This window comes from Geomonas sp. Red32, assembly GCF_023652955.1.
GTDB lineage: Bacteria > Desulfobacterota > Desulfuromonadia > Geobacterales > Geobacteraceae > Geomonas.
Genome location: NZ_JAKLOY010000001.1, coordinates 713,452 through 739,053, shown reverse-complemented (window position 1 = coordinate 739,053; position 25,602 = coordinate 713,452). Strand labels below are relative to the sequence as shown.

The window sequence follows — 25,602 nt, the reverse complement described above, 5'->3', positions numbered from 1 at the left end:
ACGTGACCGTCTCCTTCCCCGCAAAGACCGGCGCCGCGGCGGCATCTCCATCCTGTTCCCCTGGCCGTTTTGGCGGTGCGGCAGGGAAGGGGGGGCGTCCATGAGGCTCCCTCTCCCGCTCGCCGCGCTCCGGGTGGCCTGGCGGATGCGGCGGCAAAAGCCGACCTTCCTGAGCTTCAACGTCTCCAACCGCTGCAACGAGGCCTGCCCGATGTGCTCGGTCTGGTGTACCCCGGCCGAGGAGCTCCCGCTCTCCGAGATCGAGCGGATCCTGGGGGATCTCAAGTCCTTCGGGTTCCTGGTGGTCGAGGTCTCCGGCGGGGAGCCGTTTCTGCGTCCCGACCTCTTCGAGATCTTCCACCTCCTCGACCGCCTCGGCTTTCTCTATACCACCACGACCAACGGGACCGTCTTCAACGCCTCCCACCTGGCCGGTTTCGGCGGCCTCCGCGGCCTCTTGCAGCTGGCGGTGAGCCTCGATACCCTCGACCGGCAGCTTTACCGGCAGCTCAGGGGACGCGACCTCCTCCCCGAGGTGCTGGCGGCCCTCGACCTCCTGTCCACCTCGCCCCCCCCCCAGCCGGTCAAGCTCAACATGACCCTCTCCCGCCTGAACTTCCGCGAGACCCTGACGCTGCTCGACTTCGCCCGCGCACGGGGATTCTACCTCTCGGTCTTCCCGGTCGCCCAGGGAGGAGGCTTTTCCCATCGCGGCGACCATCGGCAGTATGCCGCCAGCGACGGGGAGCGCCGGGAGATGGCCGAACTCTTCCGCACGCTCGCCCGCCTGCGCCGGGAAGGGGCTCCCCTTTGGGAGTACAGCGGTTTTTACGAAAAGGCCGCCCACTATCTCACGGGAGGGCAGATGGGAGCATGCGGCGCCGGCCGTCTCTTCGCCGATCTCCATACCGACGGCCGCCTCGCTCCCTGCGTCGATCTCCCGCCGGTGGCCGACCTGCGCCGGGAAGGGGTCCGCGAGGGGTGGGCGAAGGTGGCCGGCTGCCAGGATAGCATCCGGCACTGTGCCGAATTCTCCCCCTGCTGCTACACCTGCAGCTATAACCTGACGCTCACCGCCGAGCACCCCCTGGACTTCCTGAGGGAGTCGCTGCGGGTCCGCCGCCCCGGCTGGAGGGACCGCCCGTGACCACCGGGGAGAGGCCATACAGCGAGGGGGTCGTCCTGGTGGCGGGGGGAGGGCCCGCGGGGCTCACCGCCGCCTACGAGCTGGCCCGTCACGGGGTCAAGGTGGTGGTAGCCGAACAGGAATCCTTCCCGGGGGGGATCGCGCGCACCGTCACCCACCGGGGATACCGCTTCGATATCGGCGGGCACCGTTTCTTCACCAAGCACCCCCTGGTCGAGGAGCTCTGGCACGAGCTTTTGGGGGAGGATTTCCTCCTCCGTCCCCGCTCCTCGCGCATCTTCTGCCGCAATACCTTCTTCGACTACCCGCTCAAGCCCGGAAACGTGCTGTCGGGGCTCGGGATCGGGGAGAGCCTGGCCATCCTGGCGAGCTACCTCAGGCGCAAGGTCGCCCCAATCCGTCCCGAGGAGACCCTGGCCGACTGGGTCACCAACCGCTTCGGCGACCGGCTCTTCGAGCTCTTTTTCCGCAGTTACACCGAGAAAGTCTGGGGCGTCTCCTGCCGCGAGATCGGCGCCCAGTGGGCCGCCCAGCGGATCCAGGGGCTGTCGCTCAGGACGGCGGTGGCCAACATGCTCCGCCGCCCGGGAACCATCGAGGACGGCGAACCGGTCCGCACCCTGATCGGCGCCTTCCACTATCCGAGACTGGGGCCGGGAATGATGTGGGAGGCCCTCTGCCGCGAGATCGTCCGCCACGGCGGCGAGGTCCGTTTCAACACGCGGGTCGGAAGGATCGTCGTGGAAGAGGGGAGGGTGGCCGGCGCCGACCTGGAGGGCCCTGATGGGAAGGAGTTTCTCCCGGTGGGGCACCTGGTCTCCACCATGCCCCTCAGCCGGCTGGTGAAGGAGCTGGATCCCCCTCCCGGCGGCGAAGTCGCCGCTGCCGCCTCCTCCCTGCGTTACCGCGATTTTCTGACCGTAGCGCTCATCGTGGAGCGCGAGAACCTCTTTCCCGACACCTGGATCTACATTCACGAGGAATCGCTCAAGGTGGGGAGGATCCAGAACTTCGGCAACTGGAGCCCCGAGCTGATTCCCGAGCGGGGGACGAGCTGTCTCGGGATGGAATACTTCTGTTTCGAGGGGGATCCCCTCTGGAGTGCTTCCGACGAAGAGCTGGTGGCGCTGGCCACCCGCGAGCTGGAGGCGACCGGCCTGGTGCCCGCCGGGGTGGTGCGGGAAGGGGTAGTGGTGCGGGTACCGAAAGCCTATCCGATGTACGACGACGGGTATCTCGATCGGGTGGCCGTGATCCGGGAGTATCTGGCCGGGGTGAGGAACCTGCAGGTGATTGGCAGAAACGGCATGCATCGTTACAACAACATGGATCACTCCATGCTGACCGGCCTACTGGCCGCCCGCAACATCCTGGGAGAGCGCCACGACCTCTGGGACGTAAACGCCGACGACGACTACCACGAAGAAGAGGCGTCTCCGCGTCCACCGCAGAATCGGCGCGAGCATATTTAATAGATACGCTAATGCTCCCGACTGCTGCCGAACCGCGGCGCGGGGAGCCCATACTGTGCAGGGAGGATTCACCCCGGTGGAAACCATCAAGAAAGTGCTGATCGTATTAAACGGCTTCATCCATGACTTTGCCACCGGCTACTGGCTCTCAGCGCTGATCGCCATTTATCTTTTACACGGCTATCGCATCCAGGCAAAAGCCGGTGCGGGATTCTTGGCCGACATCGAGCGTTTCTTCTTCTGGAATGCGGTAGGAGCCGCCGTCTGCATCTTCGCCACCGGAGGGATGCGGAGCTTCACCTACGTGAACAACTTCTACGGCCCCGAAGCCGAGGCGACCAGGAGAAAGATGCTGATAGCCAAGCACGTAATACTCTTCGTGGTGGTAGGCGGCGGCACCTGGTGGGGCTACTGCACCGCCTTCCGCTAGCCGCCCCCTGGCCCCCAGGCTCCCCCAGGCTCCCCCAGGCTACTGTGGTCCCTGTCGCCTCTTTGGTCCCTGTAGTCCCTGTTGTCCCTTCAGTCCGACAGCCGTCCGACGCAAAAAGGCCCCTCCCGCCGCAGGCGAAAGGGGCCTTTTTAATGTTCAATCCCAACCAGAAACCGCTAACCGTCCCTTACAGCGCCTTAAACGACTTGGCCGCTGCCGCGATGGTGTCTTCCAGGTCCTTCTGGCTGTGGGCGATGGAGACGAAAGCGGTCTCGAACTGCGAGCAGGCGAGGTAGACGCCGTTTTCCAGCATCGAGCGGAAGTACTTGGCGAACACCTTGGTATCGCAGGCCGAAGCCGAATCCCAGTCCACTACCGGTTTGCCGGAGAAGAAGGCGCAGAACATCGAGCCCACGCGGGTGGAGTAGACAGGCACCCCGGCGTCCTTGGCCGCCTTGGCTATGCCCTCAGCCACGAACTTGGCCTTCTCCTCGAGCTGGGCATAGAAGCCCGGCTGCTTCAGGAGCTTGAGGGTCTCGATGCCGGCCGTCATGGCCAGCGGGTTGCCCGAGAGGGTCCCTGCCTGGTAGATGCCGCCCGCCGGGGAGAGCTGGCTCATGATCTCTTTCTTGCCGCCGAAAGCGCCGACCGGGAGACCGCCGCCGATGATCTTGCCGAGCGTGGTCATGTCCGGAGTGACGCCGAAGAGTTCCTGCGCCCCGCCGTAGGCGACCCTGAAGCCGGACATCACCTCGTCGAAGATCAGCATGATCCCTTCCTGGGTGCAGATCTCGCGGAGCCCTTCCAGGAAACCGGGGTTCGGCGGCACGGTCCCCATGTTGCCGGCTACCGGCTCGACGATGATGCAGGCGATGGAGTTCGGGTTGGCGGCCACCAGCGCCTTGACCGACTCGAGGTCGTTGTAGGTGGCGGTCAGGGTGTGGCGGGCGAGATCGGCCGGAACGCCCGGGGAGTCGGGGACCCCGAAGGTGGCGGCACCGGAGCCGGCCTTGACCAGGAGCGAATCGGAGTGGCCGTGGTAGCAGCCGGAGAATTTAAGTATATTGTCGCGGCCGGTGTAGCCGCGGGCGAGCCGTATGGCGCTCATGGTCGCCTCGGTCCCGGAGGAGACCATGCGGACCATCTCGATGGAGGGGACCGCGTCGATCACCATCTCGGCCAGGGTGACCTCCAGCTCGGTGGGAGCGCCGAACGAGGCGCCGTTGTCCACCGCGGCTTTGACCGCCGCCACCACCGGGGCCGGGCAGTGACCGAGGATCATCGGCCCCCAGGAGCCGACGTAGTCGATAAAGGCGTTGCCGTCCTCATCGAAGATACGGGAACCGGCGGCCTTCTTTATAAATAAGGGGTCGGAGCCGACCGAGCGGAAAGCACGGACCGGGCTGTTTACCCCACCCGGAATCGACTTGATTGCCTCTTGGAACAGTGCTGCGGAACGGTTGGTCTCCATAAGCGGACTCTCCTAACTGACTGTTAATTATTGCATTATGCCGTGTTTGGTAGCACAGCGGCGGCGGATCTGTCAAGGAATAAAACCCGTAGGTCTTCGCGCACTTAGGACAAGATCGATCCGCTTTGCTGGTGTGTCGAAAATATGACTAAAACTGAAAGATTAGAATTATTTTCTGCTTGACAAAGTAGCGTGAATGAAATAATTTCTGGGCCGGTGTTGTATACAGTATACCTTTGTACCTCCTGATCTCTCATCGACTATTCTGCCGGAGGAACCGGGAAGGGAAAGAAGCGTGCAGTATACGGCATTTCCGCGTGCGTGCAACAAAAAACATACCTTTGGAAGTACGGGAGGATAGGGATGCTTGGTGCTTATCTGCCAATCTTGGTGCTGGTGATCATAGCGGTCTGCTTCGGTCTGGGCTCGGTGGTCTTTTCTTCGCTGATCGGCCAGAAGAAACCGTCGAAGGTGAAACTCGCACCTTACGAGTGCGGCTGCGAGCCGGTCGGTACCGCTCGGGAGCGCTTCTCGATCAAGTTCTACCTGATCGCGATGCTCTTCATCCTGTTCGATATCGAGGCAGTCTTCCTCTATCCGTGGGCCGTACTCTTCAAGAGGCTCGGCATGTTCGGCCTCGTCGAAATGGGCGTCTTCATCGTGATCCTCTTCGTGGGATACGTCTACGTTTGGAAAAAAGGAGCACTGGAATGGGAGTAAATCAGCCGCTGGGCGACAACATCATCACGACTTCCCTGGACAGCCTGGTTAACTGGGCCCGGAAGTCCTCCATCTGGCCGATGACCTTCGGACTTGCCTGCTGCGCAATCGAGATGATGGCGACCGGTGCGGCGAAGCACGACCTCGACCGCTTCGGCATCATCTTCCGCGCCTCCCCGCGCCAGTCGGACTGCATCATCATCGCCGGCACGGTTACCAAGAAGATGCTCCCGGTCATCCAGACCGTGTACGAGCAGATGCCGGAACCGAAGTGGGTCGTGGCCATGGGCGCCTGCGCCTGCTCCGGCGGTATCTTCGACACCTACTCCGTCGTGCAGGGTATCGACGAGGCGCTTCCGGTCGACGTCTACATCCCGGGCTGCCCGCCGCGTCCGGAGGCTCTTCTCTTCGGCCTCATGAAGCTGCAGGACAAGATCGCCAACGAGAAGAACACCTTCGGTTCCTCCATTGGCCTGGGCGACCGTCTCGAGCCCGCCGCGTAATCCACAACGACCAAAGGGAAAGGTAAGGCTGACATGGCAGAAAATAATCGCGCTGTAGTGAAGCTGAAGGAGCGTTTCGCGGATGCCCTCCTCGAGACCAAGGAGTTCCGCGGCGAGGTGACCGTCACCGTCAAGAAGGAGAAGGTCCTCGAGGTGCTCAAATGCCTCAAGGAGGATCTCAAGTACGACTTCCTGGTTGACGTCACCGCGGTCGACTACCTGGGGCAGGAACCCCGTTTCATGGTGGTCTACCAGCTGACCTCCATCCCCAACAAGGACAAGATCAGGGTCAAGGCCCCGGTGACCGAGGAGGATTGCTTCATCGACTCCGCGACCGCCCTCTGGAACTCCGCTGACTGGCTCGAGCGCGAGGTCTACGACCTGATGGGCATCAAGTTTGTGAACCACCCGAACCTGGTTCGCATCCTGATGACCGACGACTGGGTCGGCCACCCGCTCAGGAAGGACTACCCGGTACAGGGACCGGACCGCGAGCCGTACAAGGGGCGTCTGTCGTAGTCTAAACCAGGACCATTCCATTCCAAGAGAATCAGATAGAGGGATCAATGAGCACCGAGATAATGACATTGAATATGGGGCCCCAGCACCCCAGTACCCACGGCGTTTTGCGGCTCGTTGTCGAGCTGGACGGCGAGGTGATCCAGAAGATCACCCCGCACATCGGCTACCTGCACCGGGGTGTCGAGAAGCTCTCCGAGCACCGGACCTACCACCAGACCATCCCGCTGACCGACCGTCTGGACTACCTGGCCCCGATGAGCAACAACCTGGGCTACGTGCTGGCCGTCGAGAAGCTCCTCGGGATCGAGATCCCGGAGCGCGCCAAGACCGTGCGCATCATCATGAGCGAGCTCACCCGCTTGAAGAGCCACCTGGTCTGGATCGCCTGCCACGCCCTCGATATCGGTGCCATGACCGTGTTCCTCTACGCCTTCCGCGAGCGCGAGAAGGTCATGGATATCTACGAGAAGGTCTCCGGCGCCAGGATGACCTCCAACTACTACCGCGTAGGCGGCCTCTCCCGCGAGCTGTACGACGGCTTCGAGAGGGACGTGAAGGATGTGGTCGACACCTTCCCCGGCTGCTTCGACACCTACGAGGGGCTCCTCACCAAGAACACCATCTGGCTGCAGAGGACGGTGGGTAACGGCGTGATCAGCGCCGAGGACGCCATCAACTACGGCATCTCCGGTCCGGCTCTCCGCGGCTCCGGCGTCGACTTCGACCTCCGCCGCGACATCCCCTACTCCGGTTACGAAGAGTACGACTTCAAGGTGCCGGTCGGCGAGAACTGCGACACCTTCGACCGTTACAAGTGCCGTCTGGTCGAGATGCGCGAAGCGGTCAAGATCATCGACCAGGCCCTGAAGAAGCTCAAGCCCGGACCGGTCCTGGCCGACGCTCCGCAGGTCTGCTACCCGCCGAAGGAGAGCGTCTACAACTCCATCGAGGGGCTGATCCACCACTTCAAGATCGCTTCCGAGGGCTTCCCGGTTCCCGAGGGCGAGGTATACCAGGGGATCGAGGCTCCCAAGGGCGAGCTCGGCTACTACGTGGTCTCCGACGGCAGCAACCGTCCCTACCGGATGAGGATCCGTCCGCCTTCATTCGTGAACCTGTCCGCCATCGAGAAGATGGCCAAGGGCTCCATGCTGGCCGACCTGGTCGCCGTCATCGGTACCCTGGACATCGTTCTGGGCGAAATCGACCGCTAACTCAAACGAAACGATAAGGAGAAGGGGTACATGTCTAACGCTCCTGCCGAAGCTGTCAAGGCCGAAGAAACTCCGGAAGAAGTAATCGATCTTACCGAAGCCAATAACATCATCGACAAGTACCTGACGCTGCCGGGCAACCTGATGCCGGTTCTGCAGGGTATCCAGGAATGGTACGGCTACGTGCCGCGCCCGACCATCGACCTTGTGGCCGAGCGCCTCAACGTCTACCCGAGCCAGATCTACGGCGTGCTCACCTTCTACGCCCAGTTCCACCTGAAGCCGCGCGGCCGTTACATCATCAGGGTCTGCGTCGGTACCGCCTGCCACGTTCAGGGCGCCGAGCGTATCGTCGACACCTTCTTCGGGCGCCTGGGCATCGGCCACGCCGAGACCACCACGGACCTCCGTTACACCTTCGAAAAGGTTGCCTGCCTGGGCGCCTGCGGTATGGCCCCCCTGGCGATGGTCAACGACGACACCTTCGGCAAGATGACGGTCCAGAAGGTCGACGAGATCGTGGAGCGGTACAACCAGGCACCGATGAAACCCGAGCAAAAGTAATCTTCCAGGGGACCATTTGTCATGAGCGAAAACGCTGAAGCAGTAAAGATACTTATCTGTCAGGGGACCGGCGGCATCTCGGCCGGCGCCAAGCAGGTCGAGCACGAGTTCGCCAGGCTGATCGCCGAGAGGGGCCTGGTGGCCACCATCGGCAAGCGCTGCGACGTGGTAAAGACCGGCTGCCGCGGTCTGTGCGCCAACGACGTTCTCGTTGACGTCATCACCCCTGAGCTCGGCCGGGTTACCTACGATTTCGTCCAGCCCGAGGACGTGGCCGCCATCATCGACGAGCACATCGTGAAGCAGGAAGTCATCGCCAAGAAGAAGGCGAAAGACTACTACAACACCTTCGTCGACCAGCAGATGCGCGTGGTCATGACCGGCTGCGGCCAGATCGATCCGGAGCGCCTCGACGCCTACCTCGAAGAGGACGGCTTCAAAGCCATCGAGAAGTGCGTCACCACCATGAAGCCTGCCGAGGTCGTGGACGAGGTCAAGAAGTCCGGGCTGCGTGGCCGTGGGGGCGGGGGCTTCCCGACCGGCATGAAATGGTCCTTCTGCGCGGCTTCGCCGGGCAACAAGAAATACCTCATCTGCAACGCCGACGAGGGCGACCCGGGCGCCTTCATGGACCGCTCCATTCTCGAAGGTGACCCGTACTGCGTCATCGAGGGTATGATGATCGCGGCCTACGCCATCGGCTGCTACGCCGGTTACGTTTACGTCCGCGCCGAGTACCCGCTGGCCATCGAACGTCTCCAGAAGGCGCTCGACACCTGCTACGAGAAAGGGTACCTCGGCAAGAACATCCAGGGGTGGGGCTTCGACTTCGACCTCAGGATCAAGAAGGGCGCCGGTGCGTTCGTCTGCGGCGAGGAGACCGCCCTCATGGCCTCCATCGAAGGCGAGCGCGGTATGCCCCGTCCCCGTCCGCCGTTCCCGGCGGTCAAGGGCCTCTGGGGCAAGCCGACCAACATCAACAACGTCGAGACCTTCGCCAACGTCCGCCACATCATCAACAAAGGCTCCGAGTGGTACGCCTCCCTGGGCACCGAGACCACCAAGGGTACCAAGATCTTCGCCGTCACCGGCAAGGTCAAGCATACCGGTCTGGTCGAGGTTCCGGCCGGTATGACCGTCCGCGACGTTATCTACAAGGTCTGCGGCGGCATCGCCAACAACCGCAAGTTCAAGGCGGTCCAGGCGGGCGGTCCTTCCGGCGGCTGCATCCCGGCCGAAGTGCTCGACACCCCGGTCGATTACGACTCGCTGATCAAGGCGGGGGCCATGATGGGCTCCGGCGGTCTGGTCGTCATGGACGAGACCACCTGCATGGTCGATGTGGCCCGCTTCTTCCTCACCTTCACCAAGATGGAGTCCTGCGGCAAGTGCGTTCCCTGCCGTATCGGCCTCAAGGCCATGCTCGACATCCTGGAGAAGATCACCGAGGGGCGCGGCGAGCCCGAGGACATCGATACCCTGCTCGAGATGGGCGCCACCATCAAGAAGGCGTCTCTGTGCGGCCTCGGCCAGACCGCTCCGAACCCGATCCTTTCCACCGTCAAATACTTCCGCAACGAGTACGAGGCGCACATCAACGACAAGCGCTGCCCGTCCAACTCCTGCAAAGAGCTGCTCCTTTGGCAGGTGGTCCCCGAGAAGTGCGTGAAGTGCGGCGCCTGCCTCAGGGCCTGCCCCTCCAACGCGATCCGCTGGGAGAAGGGCCAGGTGGCGGAGCTGGTCAAGGAAAACTGCACCAAGTGCAAGTCCTGCTACGACGCCTGCCGCTTCATGGCAATCGAATAACACGAGTTCTAAGTCCGAGGTTCCCGGTTCAGGCCAAGGCCTGAACCGGAACAGGGTACATAGACCATAGAATGGATTTTCGGATTCTGACTCCCGCGGAGAAGAGGTCGAGATGGTAAATCTTACGATAGACGAGAAACAGGTTTCGGTAGGAAAAGACGCTACCATTTATGATGCGGCCAAGGCGGCCGGCGTAAAGATACCGATCCTTTGCCATGACAAGAAGCTGCACCCGTTCGGCGGCTGCCGTATGTGCCTGGTCGAGGTTGAGCAGATGAAGGGGAGGCTGATCCCCGCCTGCACCACCCCGGTCACCGAAGGGATGATCGTGCGGACCGTGACCGACGAGATCGTGAAGGCGAGGAAGCTCGTGCTCGAGCTGTTGCTCCTCAAGCACCCGATCGACTGCCCGGTTTGCGACGCCGCCGGCGACTGCGACCTCCAGAACCTCACCTACGAGTACAAGGTCAACACCAACCGCTTCGTGGACGAGAAGTTCAACCATGCCATCGATTACGACAACCCGCTGATCGAGCGCGACATGAACCGCTGCATCCACTGCGGCAAGTGCGCGAGGATCTGCGACGAGATCGTCTCCTACGGCGCCTATACCTTCATCAACCGCGGTATCGAGGCCAAGATGGGTACCGAGTTCGACGGACCGCTCAACTGCGAGTTCTGCGGCTCCTGCGTCTCGGTCTGCCCGGTCGGCGCGCTCAACTCCCGTCCGTTCAAGTTCAAGGCGCGCTGGTGGGCCCTCAACAAGGTCAAGTCGGTCTGCTCCTACTGCGGCACCGGCTGCCAGCTGACCCTGGGGGTCAAGGACAACAAGGTCCTCACCACGGTCTACGACGAGAACCAGGGCTTCCACAACGGCCAGCTCTGCACCCGCGGCCGCTTCGGTTACCAGTTCGTCAACTCCGACCGCCGCCTCACCACCCCGCTCGTCAGGAAGAACGGCCAGTTGGTGGAAGCCACCTGGGAAGAGGCGCTGAAGCTCGTCACCGACAAGCTCGCCGCCGCCAAGTCCGCCCCGGCCTCGGCCGCCGCCCTGACCACCGCGCGCCTCACCAACGAAGAGCTCTTCGTCTTCGGCAAGCTCTTCAAGGAGACCGTCGGTACCGATAACGTCGACCACTCCGCCGGCTACGCCCACGAGGCGCTGACCAAAGGGGCCAAGGCAAGCTTCGGCATCACCGCTTCCCCCTCCGAGATCGCCGACATCCAGAAGGCCGAGCAGCTCCTGGTGGTGAAATCCGACGCCTACGAGACCCACCCGGTCATCGGCTTCGAGATCAACCTCGGCGTCAAGCGCAAAGGGGTCAAGCTCCAGATCGTCTCCGACAAGAAGGGCAAGCTCGGTAAGCTTCCCGGCGCCAAGACCGCCGTCCACGCACCCGGTGCCGAAGTGGCCCTCTTCAACGCCCTCTGCGCCTCGGTGATCGAGCAGGGGCTCGCCGTCGACGCCCCCGGCCTCGCCGAGCTCAAAGGTTCCCTCTCCGCCGCCGACGCCCAGGCCACCGGGCTCTCCGCCGAGGAGATCGCAGCAATCGCCAAGGAGTTCGCCACCGCCGAGAAGGCGCTGATCATCCTCCCGATCGGCCAGGGTTACCCGGGCCACGATGCGAACCTTGCCCAGGCGGCCGCCAACCTGGCCATCCTGACCGGCAAGATTGGCAAGGAAGGCGCAGGCCTCCTGATCATGGGCGAGAAGAACAACAGCCAGGGCGCTGCCGACCTCGGGATCTACCCGCAGAAAGGCGGCCTCACCGCCCAGCAGATCATCGACGGCGCCGCCAGCGGCTCCATCAAGACTCTCTACATCGCCGGCGAGAACCCGGTGGTCAGCTACCCGAACCGCGCCAAGGTCGAGAAGGCGCTCGACGCCGTCGACTTCCTGGTGGTGGCCGACCTCTTCCTGACCGAGACCGCCGCCAAGGCCGACGTGGTGCTGCCGGTAGTCTCCTTCGCCGAGAAGTCCGGCACCTTCACGAGCCTCGGCCGCCGCGTCCAGAACGTCCGCCAGGCGATCAAGCCGCTCGGTCTTGCCAAGAGCGACTTCGAGGTACTCTCCACCCTGAACTCCGCACTGGGCGGCGCCCGCTACGCCAAACAGGGCGACGTCTTCGCCGAGATCGCTTCCTCGGTGGCCGGTTACGCCGGTCTCACCCAGGCCAAGCTCACCGATCAAGGAGTGGTGGTTCCGGTCACCGTCTCCGCCAAGCTGACCGCCGTCGCCGCCAAGACCCCGGCCGCCCAGGCAGGTAAGTTCGCCCTGGTCACCGGCTCGGCACTCTACCACAACGGCACCATGAGCCGCTTCGGCGAAGGCCCGATGTACGTCTGCCCGGACGGTTACGCCGAGCTCTCCACCGACGACGCCGCGGCCCTGAAAGTGGCCGAGGGGGACACCGTGAAGCTCACCTCCGCCACCGGCAGCGTGAGCCTCAAGGCGAAGGTCGGCAAAAGGGTGCCCAAGGGTGTGGTCTTCGCCCCCTACCACTTCGGTGAGGCCTCGATCAACAGCATCACCGACGGCGCCGCGGTAACCTTCGTCACGGTCGGGAAATAGATCCATAAGTCCCCCTTGTCAAAGGGGGATTTAGGGGGATTTGCAGTCGAGGCCGGAACCTGAGGCTGAAGCTGAAAGAAAAGGCAAATCCCCCCCGGCCCCCCTTTAACAAGGGGGGGGGAATAAAAGCAAACTAAACGGATTTCGGCTCAAATACTTACCAAGAGGGGAAGACTATCAGATGGATACGCTAATCTTAGGACTGCCGGTCGCGTACTACATAGCCATGGTTGCCAAGGTGCTCGTAGCCTTTGTCTTTGTGCTCCTGACCGTAGCATACGCAACCTACGCGGAGAGAAAGATCATCGGTCACATGCAGGTGCGTCTGGGACCCATGAGGACCGGCTGGCACGGACTGTTGCAGCCGATCGCCGACGGCGTGAAGCTGTTCTTCAAGGAAGAGATCGTTCCCAGCCAGGCTTCCAAGTTCGCCTTCCTGCTCGCTCCGCTGGTGGCCCTGGTTCCGGCCTTCATCTCCTTCGCGGTCATCCCCTTCGGCGACACCGTCACCATCGCCGGCTACAAGGTCCCGCTGCAGATCGCAGCCTACTACGACCAGGCCGGAGCCGAAGTCTTCGACATGAACGTCGGCGTCCTCTACATCCTGGCCATGGCCTCCCTGGGCGTCTACGGCATCGTGCTCGCCGGTTGGTCCTCCAACTCCAAGTACTCGCTCTTGGGCGGGCTTCGCTCCGCGGCCCAGATGGTCTCCTACGAGCTGGCCGCCGGTCTCTCCATTATCGCCGTCTTCATGCTCTCCGAGAGCCTCTCGCTGCACAGGATCGTGGCCGCCCAGGCCGACGGCGCCTGGTACGCCTTCAAGCAGCCCTTGGCCTTCGTGATCTTCTTCATCTGCTCGCTGGCCGAGATCAACAGGACCCCGTTCGACCTTCCCGAGGCCGAGACCGAGCTGGTTTCCGGTTTCTGCACCGAGTACTCCTCCATGAAGTACGCGATGTTCTTCATGGCTGAGTACGCCAACATGGTCACCGTCTGCGCCGTCACCGTCACCCTGTTCCTGGGTGGCTGGCACGGCCCGTCCATCCTCCCCGGCTGGTGCTGGTTCGTCGCCAAGGTGTACTTCCTGATCTTCTGCTGCATGTGGATTCGGGCCACCTACCCGCGTTATCGTTACGACCAGCTGATGCGTCTTGGCTGGAAAGTATTCCTGCCGCTTTCGCTTCTGAACATCGTCGCTACCGCTCTCTGGGTGATGTTCATCAGCAAGTAGTCTGAATCCACAAAGTAATCTATTAGGCGAGGTGCCGAAAAATGATAATGCCGCTGATTAACGGTCTGAAGATCACCCTCAAACACATGTTTTCCAAGCCGGTTACCCTTCAGTACCCGACCGAGCGTCCCGACGTCGCTCCCGGCTTCCGCGGTCTGCACGCCCTGAACGTCTCCCACGACCGGGCGAAGTGCGTGGCCTGTTACCTCTGCCCCACCGTCTGCCCGGCCAAGTGCATCACGGTCGAGGCTGGTGAAGACGCGAACCACGACAAGTACGCCGCCGTCTACGAGATCGACATGCTCCGCTGCATCTTCTGCGGCTACTGCGTGGAGGCCTGCCCGGTCGATGCCATCCGCATGACCCAGACCTTCGAACTCGCCAGCTACAAGCGTGCCGACTTCACCTACAACAAAGAGCGACTCTTAGAAAAGAAATAAAGGAGCAGCAATGGAATCGATCTTCTTTATCGTGGTGGCCGCGGTGGCCGTGATATCCAGCCTGCTGGTGATCACCTGCAAAAACCCGATCAACAGCGCCTTGTCGCTGGTGATGACCTTCTTCTGCCTGGCGACCTTCTACGTGATGCTGGACGCCCCCTTCCTGGCGGTCACCCAGGTGATCGTGTACGCGGGCGCCATCATGGTTCTGATCATCTTCGTGATCATGCTCCTCAACATCAGGACCGAGACCGCCAAAAGGAGCTCCCATGCGGTGTTCGCCGGTTCGGCGCTGGGGATCTTCGTCCTCTTCCAGACCTGCCTGTTCCTGATGAGGGGCGGCATGACCGGTGCGCCGGGCCCCCTTGACCACGCCGCCATCGTGAAGGCCGGGCATGTGGAGCTGATCGGTAAGGCGCTCTTCACCGACTTCCTGCTTCCGTTCGAGATCACCTCGATCCTGCTGCTGGCTGCCATCGTCGGCGCGGTGATCCTGGCCAAGAAGAAAATCTAACGCTTCCAAAGAGCGATACAGGGGTGATGAAATGCTTGCTCTGAACAACTACCTTATAGTTTCGGCCATCCTCTTCTCCATCGGCTGCATCGGTGTACTGACCAAGAGGAACGCCATCGTTATCTTCATGTGCGTCGAGCTGATGCTGAACGCGGTCAACCTCAGCTTCATCGCGTTCTCCCGCTACCTCGGGAACCTGGACGGCCAGATCTTCGTCTTCTTCGTCATGACCGTGGCCGCCGCCGAGGCCGCCGTGGGTCTCGCGCTGATGATCGCCTTCTACAAGAACCGCGAGTCCATCGACGTCGAAGACATCAACGTGATGAAGCTGTAGAAGGCCGCCTATCTCTCCACCCTTGTTAAAGGGGGCCGGGGGGGATTTAAAGCAGCCGCAATTAGCACCATCATAGCGACCTAACTATCGATCAGTTTTCAAGAAAACTTTGAAGTAAAGGAGTCCGGAATGTTTGAATACGTATGGTTGATTCCACTTTTCCCACTCATCGGGGTGGTCATCAACGGCCTATTCGGCAAGAAGATTAAGAATGAAGCCGTCATCGGTGGGATCGCGACCCTGGCTGTCGTCGGCTCCTTCGTGGTCGCCTGCGGGATTCTGTTCCAGCTCCTGAGCCTCCCCGGCGAGGAGAGGCACTTCGTGAAGACCGTCTTCACCTGGATCCAGTGCGGCCCCTTCAAGGCCGACATGGCCTTCCTCATCGACCCGCTCTCCGCTCTCATGCTGATGGTGGTCACCGGGGTAGGCTCCCTGATCCACCTCTACTCCATCGGCTACATGCACGGCGAGGAAGGGTTCTACCGGTACTTCACCTACCTGAACCTCTTCACCTTCTCCATGCTGCTCCTGGTCTCCGGCGCCAACATGCTCGTCATGTTCATCGGCTGGGAAGGTGTCGGTCTCTGCTCCTACCTCCTCATCGGCTACTACTTCCACAAGAAGTCGGCCGGCGACGCCGGTAAGAAGGCCTTCGTGATGAACAGGGTCGGCGACTTCGGCTTCCTGCTCGGTCTCTTCACCCTCTTCTACTACATGGGTGTCAACCACAACGTCTGGACCGTCGACTTCACCGAGCTCGCCAAGCACGCCGACCTGATCCCGGTCGGCGGCGTGACCACCGTGGTCTGCCTCTGCTTCTTCCTGGGCGCCACCGGCAAGTCCGCCCAGATCCCGCTGTACACCTGGCTCCCGGACGCGATGGAAGGTCCGACCCCGGTTTCCGCCCTCATCCACGCGGCCACCATGGTCACCGCCGGCGTCTACATGATCACCCGCATGAACTACGTCTACATCAAGTCGCCGACCGCTCTCCTGGTCGTGGCTTGCGTCGGCGCCGCCACCGCACTCTTCGCGGCGACCATCGGCACCGCACAGAACGACATCAAGCGCGTCCTCGCCTACTCCACCGTCTCCCAGCTGGGCTACATGTTCCTGGCACTCGGTTGCGGTGCCTTCGGCGCCGGCGTCTTCCACCTGATGACCCACGCCTTCTTCAAGGCCTGCCTGTTCCTCGGTTCCGGCTCCGTCATCCATGCGATGCACCACGCGCTCCACGCCGAGCACAGCAGCGCCGACCCGCAGGACATGAGGAACATGGGCGGCCTGCGTAAGAAGATGCCGATCACCTTCCTGACCTTCCTGATCGCCACCATCGCCATCGCGGGTATCCCGGGCTTCGCCGGCTTCTTCTCCAAGGACGAGATCCTCTGGCAGGCCTACGCCAACCCCTTCCACGGGCCGGTTAACTTTGTCCTCTGGGCAGTCGGCGCAACCGCAGCCGGCCTGACCGCCTTCTACATGTTCCGTCTGGTCTTCATGACCTTCTTCGGCGAGACCCGTCTCTCCGAGAAAGCCTGGCATCACCTGCACGAGTCGCCGATCGTCATCACCCTGCCGCTGATGGTCCTTGCGGCCCTCTCCGCCCTGGGCGGCTGGATCGGGGTCCCCAAAGTCCTCGGTGAGGCGCTGGGCGGGCTCCCCAACATGTACGAGCACTACATGGAGCCGGTCCTGGCCTACTCCACCGAGTACATGCACACCGCCGGTCTCCACGGCCTTCACTCCGAGGCTGCCGAGTGGGGCCTCATGGGTGTCTCGGTGCTGATCGCCTGCTGCGGCATCGCGGTGGCCGCCGCCCTCTACGTGGTGAAGCCGACCATCCCGGCCGCTTTCACCAGCACCTTCCCGGCTCTGCACCGCGCGGTCTACAACAAGTGGTACGTGGACGAGATCTACGACTTCCTCTTCGTCAACCCCTGCAAAGCGCTCGGCCAGTTCCTCTGGAAAGGGTTCGACGTGGTGGTGGTCGACGGTATCGTCAACGGCGTGGCCGCCGTGTTCCGCGGCTTCAGCGGCATCCTGCGCCACGTGCAGACCGGCTTCGTCCACAACTACGCCTACTCCATGGTTCTCGGCGTGGTGGTGATCGTCGCCTGCTACCTCTTCCGCTAAGCCCAACTCCGCCAAAGTCTTGGCGAAAACGGGTTTACCCGCCCTAGCCTCGGCGAAGGCGGGGGATAGCAAGAATTTTTCGACCTTTATGTTAAAGGAGCAGAGTAAATGAGCCAGCTACCGTTACTGAGCATACTAACCTTCTTACCGCTGATCGGGGCGATCCTTCTCCTCTTCATGCCCAAGAACTCCCACGGCGCAATCCGTGGCCTGGCCCTGGCGGTCTCGGCGGTAACGTTCGTCGCTTCGATCCCGCTCATCACCGGGTTCAATCCGACGGGCGGCTTCCAGTTCGTCGAGAACGTGCCCTGGATCGCGGCTGGCCCCTTCCAGATGAGCTACCATCTCGGGATGGACGGCATCAGCCTCTGGCTCATCATTCTGACCACCTTCATCATGCCGATCGCCATCCTTTCCACCTGGACCGCGGTTGAAGAGAAGGTGAAAGAGTACATGATCTGCCTGCTGCTTCTCGAAGTCGGCATGATCGGCTCCTTCGTGGCCCTCGACCTCTTCCTCTTCTACATCTACTGGGAAGTCATGCTGATCCCGATGTACTTCATCATCGGTATCTGGGGCGGCAAGAACAGGATCTACGCGGCAGTCAAGTTCTTCATCTACACGATGGTCGGCTCGCTCCTCATGCTGGTCGCTTTGATCGCCCTCTACTTCAAGGCAGGGGCAGGCGACTTCAGCATCCTGCGCTTCTACGAACTGAACCTCGACCCGGTCACCCAGACCTGGATGTTCCTGGCCTTCGCCCTGGCCTTCGCCATCAAGGTCCCGATGTTCCCGCTGCACACCTGGTTGCCGGATGCCCACACCGAGGCACCGACCGCCGGTTCCGTGATCCTGGCCGCCGTCCTCCTGAAGATGGGTACCTACGGCTACGTCCGCTTCGCCATCCCGCTCTTCCCGGATGCCCAGGCCAAGTTCATGCCGCTCATCGCTACCCTCTCCGTGATCGGCATCGTCTACGCCTCGCTGGTCGCCATGGTTCAGCAGGACGTCAAGAAACTGGTTGCCTACTCCTCGGTGGCCCACTTGGGCTTCGTCATGATGGGTATCTTCGCCCTTAACCAGCAGGGCGTCGCAGGCGGCATGCTGCAGATGCTCAACCACGGCGTTTCCACCGGCGCACTGTTCCTTATCGTCGGGTTCATTTACGAGCGGCGTCACACTCGTATGATCTCCGACTTCGGCGGCCTCGCCAAGCAGATGCCGATCTTCGCCACCATCTTCATGATCGTGACCTTCTCCTCCATCGGCCTCCCGGGCACCAACGGGTTCGTCGGCGAGTTCCTGGTTCTCCTGGGTGCCTTCGAAAGCTCCATGCGTCCCTGGGCCATCATCGCTACCTCCGGCGTGATCCTCTCCGCCGTGTACATGCTCTGGATGTTCCAGCGGGTCATGTTCGGCGAGCTGAGCAATCCGAAGAACCAGAACCTGAAAGACCTCAACGCCCGCGAAATCGCCATCATGATTCCGCTGGTGGTCCTGATCTTCGTGATGGGTGTCTACCCGCGTCCCTTCCTCGACACCATGGCTCCTTCCATCGACAACATGATCGCCCAGGCCAAGAAGAAGCAGGCGGTGGCCATGAACGTGCCGGCCGGCATGATCAACCCGCACGCCGGCATCCCGGGTGCTCCGCCGATCACCATGCCGGCCCCGGCTGGCGAAGCCGCTCCGGCCGCCCAGGCTGCCCCGGCCGTGCCGACCGCTGCCAACCCGCATGCCGGCATCCCCGGTGCACCGCCGATCGAAGCTCCGGCCGCTGCCCCCGAAAACAAATAGGATACAGACCGCTTAGAAACAGCTGACGGAGGATTATAGATGGAAACAATTGCAATCCCAGCCATTAACCTAGCAGCGATCATGCCTGAGGTCATCCTCTCGGTAGTCGCCATGGTGCTGCTGCTCGTCAACGTCTTCGTTCCGAGCGAAAACAAGGGGTACCTCGCGTACCTGAGCATCATCGGCCTCGCCATCACCGCTGCCAGCACCGTGAGCGGTTGGGGCGCTCCGCAGATAGGTTTCGGCGGCGCCGTCATGGAAGACAACTTCGCGATCTTCTTCAAGGTGGTTCTGCTCTTCGCGGCGGGTCTGGCGATCCTGATCTCCGACCGGTACATGAGCCAGGAAGGGTGCAACTCCGGCGAGTTCTATCCCCTGATGCTCTTCGCCACCGTCGGCATGATGTTCATGGCTTCCGGGACCGACATGATGGTCATCTTCCTGGGGCTCGAGCTTCTCTCCATCTGCCTGTACGTGCTGGCCGGCTACAACCGCGACAGCGTCAAGTCCAACGAGGCGGGCCTCAAGTACTTCCTCCTGGGCGCCTTCTCGACCGGCTTCCTGCTCTACGGTATGTGCCTGACCTACGGCGCCACCGGGAGCACCAAACTGGCTGCCATCGCCAACTACGCGATCCAGAACCAGGCCGTGGCCAGCAACCCGTTCTTCGTCATCGGCATGCTGCTGATCGCCGTCGGCTTCAGCTTCAAGGTTGCCGCCGCACCGTTCCACATGTGGACCCCGGACGTCTACCAGGGAGCACCGACCCCGGTGACCGCCTTCATGTCCGCCGGGCCGAAGGCCGCCGCCTTCGCCGCCTTCCTGAGGACCATGATCTTCGCCTTCCCGATGCTGAAAGGGAACTGGACCGAGCTCCTCTGGGTGCTGGCCGTACTGACCATGACCGTCGGTAACGTGATCGCCCTCTCCCAGGACAACGTCAAAAGGATGCTGGCCTACTCCTCCATCGCCCACGCCGGGTACGCGCTGGTGGGCTTCACCGCCTGCAACGCCGAAGGCGCCGCCGGTATCCTCTTCTACATGCTCTCCTACACCTTCATGAACATCGGCGCCTTCGCAGTGGTGGTGCTGATCGGCAAGAAAGGCGAGAAGAACGGCAACGTACAGGATCTGGCCGGGCTTGGCTTCAAGCGTCCGCTGCTGGCCGTGCTCCTGAGCGTCTTCCTCTTCAGCCTCGCCGGCATTCCGCCGACGGCCGGCTTCATCGGGAAGTTCTACCTCTTCTCCGCCGCCATCAAGAGCGGTTACATCGGGCTCGCCATCATCGGCGTGCTGAACTCCGCGGCCTCCGTGTACTACTACCTCCGCGTGATGGTGTACATGTACTTCAAAGAGCCGCAGGAAGACTACGAGTGGGCAGGCGTGACCCCCGCCGTGGCCCTCTGCCTGGTGATCGCCCTCGTCAGCACCCTGGTGCTCGGCGTTGTCCCCGGCACCGTCCTCGAGCTCGCTCAGAAAGCCGTCCAGTTCTAAGCACGGCACCATAGAAGTTAAAAGAGCCCACCGGCCTCCGTCGGTGGGCTCTTTTGTTTGCAACCTTCCTCTTCCCTTCTATCCGCCCCCTTCCTCTCATACTCAACCCTACGACCACGCCCCGGGCCTTCGGCCCGTGTCTGCTACGAACGAAACCAATGTAGCTACGATGGAAAATGACATAACCATATTCGAGCTGCATGGAGCCATCATCGGACGTAATGGAGCTGTCATCGGAGGGATTGCAGCTATCGTCGGAGGGATTGCAGCTGTCGTCGAACGGAATGGAGCTGTCATCGAACGGAATGCAGCTATCGTCGAACGAAATGCAGCCAACTTCTGGTCGAACACATCTAACACCGGGGTGAACGTAGCTATCATCGTGAGTCGGCCGAAGCTACCATCGGGTCGAAAGCAGCTATCGATGAGGCGAATACAGCAACCACCAGGTGGGATGTTGCCATCATTTACCTGATTGCAACTAACATCGGGTAGAAGGCAGGCTTCATCGCGCGTGTGATGCAGATATTATCTGGAGGAACCTAGCTTTTATTGGTTCGAATGTAGCTATCAACGAGCCGAATGCAGCTACTACTGGCACGAATGCTTTTACCACCGGTGTAACCGCAGCCACCAACGGTTCAATCGCGACGATCGCAGATTCAAACTCAGCTACCACCGGTGCGAATGCAGCTACCACCGGTGCGAATGCAGCTACCACCGGGGCGAATACAGCTACCACCGGGGCGAATGCTGCTACCACCGGGGCGAATGCAGCTACCACCGGGGCGAATGCAGCTACCACCGGGGCGAATGCTGCTACCACTAGGGGCGAATGCTGCTACCACCAGTGCGAACGCAGCTACCGCCGTGGCGAACGCAGCTACTGCCGTGACGAATGCAGCTACCACCGTAGCGAATGCAGCTACCACCAGTGCGAACGCAGCTACCACCAGTGCGAACGCAGCTACCACCAGTGCGAACGCAGCTACCACCGTGGCGAATGCAGGTACCACCGTGGCGAATGCAGGTACCACCGTGGCGAATGCAGCTGTCATCGAGACCAATGCAGCTACATTCGCGAGGAGCGTAGCTCTTTCCACGGATGACGTGACCTACCGGTAAAGAGGGACGGGTGGCTTCGGCGATCAGGGGGGATATTGGGGGGGATAATGCGAGGCAAGTTGTGATTTGGGCATGTCGACATGCGTAAAGAGTGCCCCGGGAGCCGACTGCCGCTCTCGGGGCAAAACAACCCACCATATACGCTGCCGCAAATGGCGATAGTGGCGGCCACATGCTACTGTGTTTCTCCGCCGCCTTGAGGGGGTGTGAGCCCGATGCTCACTGGTGGGTGATCAGGCAACAATAACGAACCTACTCTGCAGCTTGAACCATAGCCGTTTTCCTCTTGGGAACACTTCTCACACTGAATCCCGTTTCCAGGACCTCCAGGATGTTCTCCTCGTTGGCCACCGACTGGATGTAGTGGGCGACCTTCTTGAACATCTCAGTGACCTCTTTCCGAGCATCCTTGCGCTTCTTGATCAGGAGCCGGTCGAAGTTGACGGCAGCCTCGTAGCAAACCTTGAACTTGGCAACAGCCGCCCGGAGCTCGTCGAGCGTAGGAAAGCCCGGGGGCGAGTTGCGGTAAAGAGCAAGGATTTCCAGACCTGCGAGGTACCGCAGAATGTTGCTGAGGAAGACGGAATCTTTCCCAGATAAATCGTACTTTCCCCTTATCATGGGCGACCTCCGTCAGTCGTTCGTTTCTCGCCACCTACGGCAGTTGTCGGCAAGCATAACATTATAAAAAACTAATGCAAGGCAACCGCGATGCCATCCTTCACCTCTACCGAGCCCCCCCACCACTGCACGCTATCTGGGCCTGTAAAAATACTCACTGTGAATTTTTTTACAGAAAATAAAAATTAACGGAAACTCAGTAGCTTGCCAATTCACTGTAAAAAAACGAACAGTAAAGTATTTCAAATATTCCTTATTGCAGGCCGGTCTGAAGCATCTAACTACATGAATTGCTGCCATTATTATGTGGCACTCATTCCGGCACGTTTTTTGTGAGTAGACAGCGGTCCTAAAGCTATTCCCAAGGAGTAAATAGTGATCGTAACAACGACCGAGAACGTCACCGGGTACCGCGTATTGGAAGTAAAGGGGCAGGTCTATGGCGTAGTCGTGCGGAGCCGTGGCTTGGCAGGAAACATCCTGGCCGGTCTGCGATCCATCTTCGGTGGTGAGATCACCGAGTACACCCAGCTCCTGGAAGAGACCCGCCGCCACGCCATCGACCGCATGGTAAAGAACGCCACCCTGATGGGCGCCAACGCCGTCGTCATGATACGTTTCGACTCGTCCGAGATCGGCCAGACCATGAGCGAGATCGTCGCCTACGGCACCGCCGTCGTCTTGGAAAAGCAGGGCTGATCCGTGCTGCGTACCGCCCTGCTGCTATTCGGGTCAGGTGTTCTCATCGCCGGTTTGGTGATGTTCCTGTTGGGGAAATGCGCCTACCCCCCGTTTCTCATCTGGGGAAGCATCATCGTGATCGCCGTCCTTTTCGAGCGCTGGCGCTACCAGCGAGAACTGCACGGCCAGGAGCGCCACTGGCAACCAACCGGGGAGAAGTTCGAGGACCCGGAAACCGGTGCAATCGTGGAAGTACAGTATGACCCGGCCTCGGGCGAGCGGCGCTACGTGAAGAAATAACGTACCACAACGCCCCAGACCCTTCACCTCGATATCCATGTGCATGTAGCTTTATCATTTTAAAGGAGAGATGAAATGAAAAGGATCTCGATAACTGCTGGGTTACTCCTTCTGCTATCGGCCATGCTGGCCGCCTGTGGTTCAGACGGGGGTGGCGCTGCCACTCAACCCGTCTCTCCGAGCATCGCATCACAACCCCGCAGCTTATCGGTTAGGACTGGGCAAACGGCAACCTTCAGCGTCAGCGCTACGGGAACCGGTCCGTTGACATATCAGTGGTATTGGAACGGGATGAGGATTCCTACCGACCCCACTAGCTCGTCCATCACCCTGCCAGCTGCCGTGGCTTCGGATGATCAAACCAATCTGACCGTATCGGTATCCAACAATTACGGTTCGGTTATTAGCACTCCGGCTATGCTTTCCGTTATGGCCAGCCCACGACGGGCTGCTGCCTGGGATTTGCGCTTTAAGGACATTGGCGCCTTTCCCGTACCATGTACTGGGGATGTTTTTACCAATATCCTGCCGAGACTGGCAACGTGGTACTCAAACGAGTTTGGAACGCCATTTATCATTGACGCTAAGGATGACGCAAGTTGGATGTACAGCACGTTTGGTTTGCCAGTGGGGGCTCCCGGGCGAATCACCCGGTATCAGGCGGGAAGTCTTGACGAGTTGTCGTCTGATATAAGTACCCTTTCGGCAGATGCGACTGTCCTGATAACCTCGTTGAGTGTTGTTGCCGGGCAGAACGGCTATGCTATGGAATCGGTTAAAACGGCCTTGCCTGACGCATATACTCCTTCAGCTCGTGGCGCGGTTCTTCCGGGGGACCTGCAGGCCGTGGCAACGAACGAAGGCTTGGCCGGGCGGGTCATAACCGCAGTTTCTTTGGGAGGTGGGCAGGCTTACTATATTTCTTACGGTAAGCGGGGGGACACCTCGGTGTATGACTCGAAAGTTGTAATCGCGACATCAGATACCGTGGCTACAGCTGCCATGGATTTGTCCATTGAAGGATATTTCATCACAGCCGTTGGAGGGAATACCACCGAGGGCATCATCCTCGTCGGCACTAAAGTCCAGGGCGATACTACGCCACGGCCGATTCAAGTGACCCCCAGCTACACGCTAGCAGGACGTGGTTTCACCCCCGTAGCCACCATCAGTGAGAGCGGTGCCAACTATTATGTGACGATCTATCAGCAGTAAGCCCTATTCGCCACCACCGAGGTCTACGACCCGGAAGGCACTTTCAGTCGTGGCCGTTCCTTCACGCCTAGTCATCGACCGGTAAATGCATATACCTTTTTGGTAAATTGTATTATATAGGCCCTGGGTGGGAATTGAGTCCCACTCCTCCGATTTGCAAACCCTATACGAGCAGCTGAATAACTATGGCTAGAGCTATATCGACATTCAACCCCGACTGGGTTTCGCCTCCGGGGGACACAATACTTGATCTGCTTGAAGAGCACGGATGGAAACAGACCGAACTAGCCAAGCGGACAGGATACAGCACCAAGCACATCAACCTCATAATCAACGGTAAGGCGCCGATTACTGACGACACCGCCTTGAAGCTTGAGCGGGTCATCGGCAGCACCGCCCACTTCTGGCTTACGCGCGAGGCACAGTACCGGGAGGGGCTCGTTCGGATTGCCGAGAGAGAGGCTCTTCGGACAGAAGCCGGCTGGCTGAAGCAGCTGCCGTTGAAGGAGATGATAAGTTTCGGCTGGGTACGTGCCTTTCAGGACAAGGGAGAACAAGTGGCCGAGTGCCTCAGATTCTTCGGAGTTGCCACAGTAGCCTTGTGGGAGAAAGAGTATGGCGAGCCCTGTGCGGCATTCCGCACCTCCGATAAATTTGAGAACCTGGCCGGATCGGTGGCGGCCTGGCTCCGTCAAGGAGAACGAAGCGCTGCGACCATGAAGACCGAGGCGTATGACCGCGGGACCTTCAAAGAAGCGCTGGCCTCCTTGCGCACCCTTACCCGTGAGCCCGCGCCGGAAGTCTTTGTCCCGAAACTCATTGAGACGTGTGCCAGAAGCGGTGTCGCTGTGGTTATAGAGCCTGCCCCGAAAGGCTGCCCAGCAAGCGGCGCGGTCCTCTGGATTTCCCCGGAAAAGGCCCTGCTGATGTTGAGCCTTCGCCACAAAACCAACGACCACTTCTGGTTCTCATTCTTTCACGAGGCGGGCCACCTCATTCGCCATGGAAAACGGCTGCGATTCATTGAGATGGAAGGTAGCCTTTCCAACGAGCACGAAGAAGAGGCAAACCAATTCGCGCGGGACTGGCTCATTCCCCCCCAAGATGCCCGGCAACTGAAGACGCTGGAGAAGACCGAGGCAGCGGTCTCCTCGTATGCCGCCCACCAAGGTATCGCCGCGGGAATCGTAGTGGGCCGTATGCAGAAAGAGGGACTTCTTCCCTGGAGTTCCTCGCTGAACAAGTTGAAGGTGAGATACGAGTGGGTACACCCTGAGACGACGGCGTCCTAGCAGA

At 60.8% G+C, this 25,602-nt stretch carries 24 protein-coding genes; 21 read left to right on the top strand and 3 right to left on the bottom strand.

Translation table 11 applies throughout. The features are described 5' to 3' along the window. Positions 1–100 precede the first annotated feature (100 nt). The 3 genes from L4X63_RS03250 to L4X63_RS03240 are packed head-to-tail and all read left to right on the top strand — an operon-like array spanning position 101 to position 3,049. Positions 101–1,147, top strand: a complete 1,047-nt coding sequence (locus tag L4X63_RS03250) for a radical SAM protein (protein WP_250677152.1) — start codon at positions 101–103, stop codon at positions 1,145–1,147. Next, entirely contained in the window at positions 1,144–2,619 is a 1,476-nt protein-coding gene (locus L4X63_RS03245; RefSeq protein ID WP_250677151.1) for an NAD(P)/FAD-dependent oxidoreductase, read from the top strand. Before L4X63_RS03250 ends, L4X63_RS03245 begins: the two co-directional genes overlap by 4 nt. Positions 2,620–2,674: 55 nt before the next feature. Next, entirely contained in the window at positions 2,675–3,049 is a 375-nt protein-coding gene (locus tag L4X63_RS03240) for a hypothetical protein (protein WP_502799891.1), read from the top strand. Positions 3,050–3,236: 187 nt separating this feature from the next. Here the strand turns inward: L4X63_RS03240 and hemL are convergent, their stop codons facing one another. Further along, positions 3,237–4,520 carry a glutamate-1-semialdehyde 2,1-aminomutase gene (gene hemL / locus L4X63_RS03235; protein ID WP_250677150.1) on the bottom strand — a complete coding sequence of 428 codons (1,284 nt, stop codon included), beginning with the start codon at positions 4,518–4,520 and terminating at the stop codon, positions 3,237–3,239. Between the two features lie 363 nt (positions 4,521–4,883). Here hemL and L4X63_RS03230 point away from each other — a divergent pair, with 363 nt between their 5' ends. The 14 genes from L4X63_RS03230 (at position 4,884) to L4X63_RS03165 (ending at position 20,364) form a co-directional block, all read left to right on the top strand. Then, complete coding sequence (locus tag L4X63_RS03230) at positions 4,884–5,240, top strand: NADH-quinone oxidoreductase subunit A (RefSeq protein ID WP_250677149.1); 357 nt, start codon at positions 4,884–4,886, stop codon at positions 5,238–5,240. Further along, on the top strand, positions 5,231–5,743 hold the full coding sequence (locus L4X63_RS03225; RefSeq protein WP_250677148.1) for an NADH-quinone oxidoreductase subunit B: 513 nt from the start codon (positions 5,231–5,233) through the stop codon (positions 5,741–5,743). Before L4X63_RS03230 ends, L4X63_RS03225 begins: the two co-directional genes overlap by 10 nt. Before the next feature lie 33 nt (positions 5,744–5,776). Then, positions 5,777–6,262, top strand: a complete 486-nt coding sequence (locus L4X63_RS03220; RefSeq protein ID WP_250677147.1) for an NADH-quinone oxidoreductase subunit C — start codon at positions 5,777–5,779, stop codon at positions 6,260–6,262. A gap of 47 nt (positions 6,263–6,309) precedes the next feature. Further along, complete coding sequence (nuoD, locus tag L4X63_RS03215) at positions 6,310–7,479, top strand: NADH dehydrogenase (quinone) subunit D (RefSeq protein WP_250677146.1); 1,170 nt, start codon at positions 6,310–6,312, stop codon at positions 7,477–7,479. Between the two features lie 30 nt (positions 7,480–7,509). Further along, complete coding sequence (locus L4X63_RS03210) at positions 7,510–8,043, top strand: NADH-quinone oxidoreductase subunit NuoE family protein (protein ID WP_250677145.1); 534 nt, start codon at positions 7,510–7,512, stop codon at positions 8,041–8,043. 21 nt (positions 8,044–8,064) lie between these two features. Continuing rightward, on the top strand, positions 8,065–9,849 hold the full coding sequence (nuoF, locus tag L4X63_RS03205) for an NADH-quinone oxidoreductase subunit NuoF (RefSeq protein ID WP_250677144.1): 1,785 nt from the start codon (positions 8,065–8,067) through the stop codon (positions 9,847–9,849). 112 nt (positions 9,850–9,961) lie between these two features. Next, positions 9,962–12,421, top strand: coding sequence for a molybdopterin-dependent oxidoreductase (locus L4X63_RS03200; RefSeq protein WP_250677143.1), 2,460 nt, complete (start codon positions 9,962–9,964; stop codon positions 12,419–12,421). A gap of 181 nt (positions 12,422–12,602) precedes the next feature. Continuing rightward, complete coding sequence (gene nuoH / locus L4X63_RS03195; RefSeq protein ID WP_250677142.1) at positions 12,603–13,652, top strand: NADH-quinone oxidoreductase subunit NuoH; 1,050 nt, start codon at positions 12,603–12,605, stop codon at positions 13,650–13,652. A gap of 41 nt (positions 13,653–13,693) precedes the next feature. After that, positions 13,694–14,092, top strand: coding sequence for an NADH-quinone oxidoreductase subunit NuoI (gene nuoI / locus L4X63_RS03190; protein WP_250677141.1), 399 nt, complete (start codon positions 13,694–13,696; stop codon positions 14,090–14,092). A 10-nt stretch (positions 14,093–14,102) separates the two neighbouring features. Beyond that, positions 14,103–14,606, top strand: a complete 504-nt coding sequence (locus L4X63_RS03185; protein WP_250677140.1) for an NADH-quinone oxidoreductase subunit J — start codon at positions 14,103–14,105, stop codon at positions 14,604–14,606. A 31-nt stretch (positions 14,607–14,637) separates the two neighbouring features. Further along, positions 14,638–14,940 carry an NADH-quinone oxidoreductase subunit NuoK gene (gene nuoK, locus L4X63_RS03180; protein WP_250677139.1) on the top strand — a complete coding sequence of 101 codons (303 nt, stop codon included), beginning with the start codon at positions 14,638–14,640 and terminating at the stop codon, positions 14,938–14,940. Positions 14,941–15,069: 129 nt separating this feature from the next. Continuing rightward, the gene (gene nuoL, locus L4X63_RS03175; protein ID WP_250677138.1) at positions 15,070–17,073 is read left to right on the top strand and encodes an NADH-quinone oxidoreductase subunit L; all 2,004 of its coding nucleotides are present in this window, start codon (positions 15,070–15,072) and stop codon (positions 17,071–17,073) included. 108 nt (positions 17,074–17,181) lie between these two features. Next, the gene (locus L4X63_RS03170; RefSeq protein WP_250677137.1) at positions 17,182–18,870 is read left to right on the top strand and encodes an NADH-quinone oxidoreductase subunit M; all 1,689 of its coding nucleotides are present in this window, start codon (positions 17,182–17,184) and stop codon (positions 18,868–18,870) included. Positions 18,871–18,909: 39 nt separating this feature from the next. After that, entirely contained in the window at positions 18,910–20,364 is a 1,455-nt protein-coding gene (locus tag L4X63_RS03165; protein WP_250677136.1) for an NADH-quinone oxidoreductase subunit N, read from the top strand. A 505-nt stretch (positions 20,365–20,869) separates the two neighbouring features. On the opposite strand, the gene L4X63_RS03160 is transcribed toward L4X63_RS03165, so the two are convergent. Further along, a complete protein-coding gene (locus L4X63_RS03160) occupies positions 20,870–21,148 on the bottom strand; it encodes a hypothetical protein (RefSeq protein ID WP_250677135.1) in 279 nt (92 codons plus the stop codon). A gap of 593 nt (positions 21,149–21,741) precedes the next feature. Beyond that, entirely contained in the window at positions 21,742–22,110 is a 369-nt protein-coding gene (locus L4X63_RS03155; protein ID WP_250677134.1) for a hypothetical protein, read from the bottom strand. A gap of 375 nt (positions 22,111–22,485) precedes the next feature. Between L4X63_RS03155 and L4X63_RS03150 the strand changes: the two genes are divergently transcribed. The 4 genes from L4X63_RS03150 (at position 22,486) to L4X63_RS03135 (ending at position 25,598) form a co-directional block, all read left to right on the top strand. After that, the gene (locus tag L4X63_RS03150) at positions 22,486–22,809 is read left to right on the top strand and encodes a YbjQ family protein (protein ID WP_250677133.1); all 324 of its coding nucleotides are present in this window, start codon (positions 22,486–22,488) and stop codon (positions 22,807–22,809) included. 3 nt (positions 22,810–22,812) lie between these two features. Further along, complete coding sequence (locus tag L4X63_RS03145; RefSeq protein WP_250677132.1) at positions 22,813–23,091, top strand: hypothetical protein; 279 nt, start codon at positions 22,813–22,815, stop codon at positions 23,089–23,091. Between the two features lie 75 nt (positions 23,092–23,166). Continuing rightward, the gene (locus L4X63_RS03140) at positions 23,167–24,306 is read left to right on the top strand and encodes an immunoglobulin domain-containing protein (RefSeq protein WP_350339160.1); all 1,140 of its coding nucleotides are present in this window, start codon (positions 23,167–23,169) and stop codon (positions 24,304–24,306) included. A gap of 185 nt (positions 24,307–24,491) precedes the next feature. Beyond that, positions 24,492–25,598 carry a helix-turn-helix domain-containing protein gene (locus tag L4X63_RS03135; protein WP_250677131.1) on the top strand — a complete coding sequence of 369 codons (1,107 nt, stop codon included), beginning with the start codon at positions 24,492–24,494 and terminating at the stop codon, positions 25,596–25,598. Positions 25,599–25,602 lie beyond the last annotated feature (4 nt).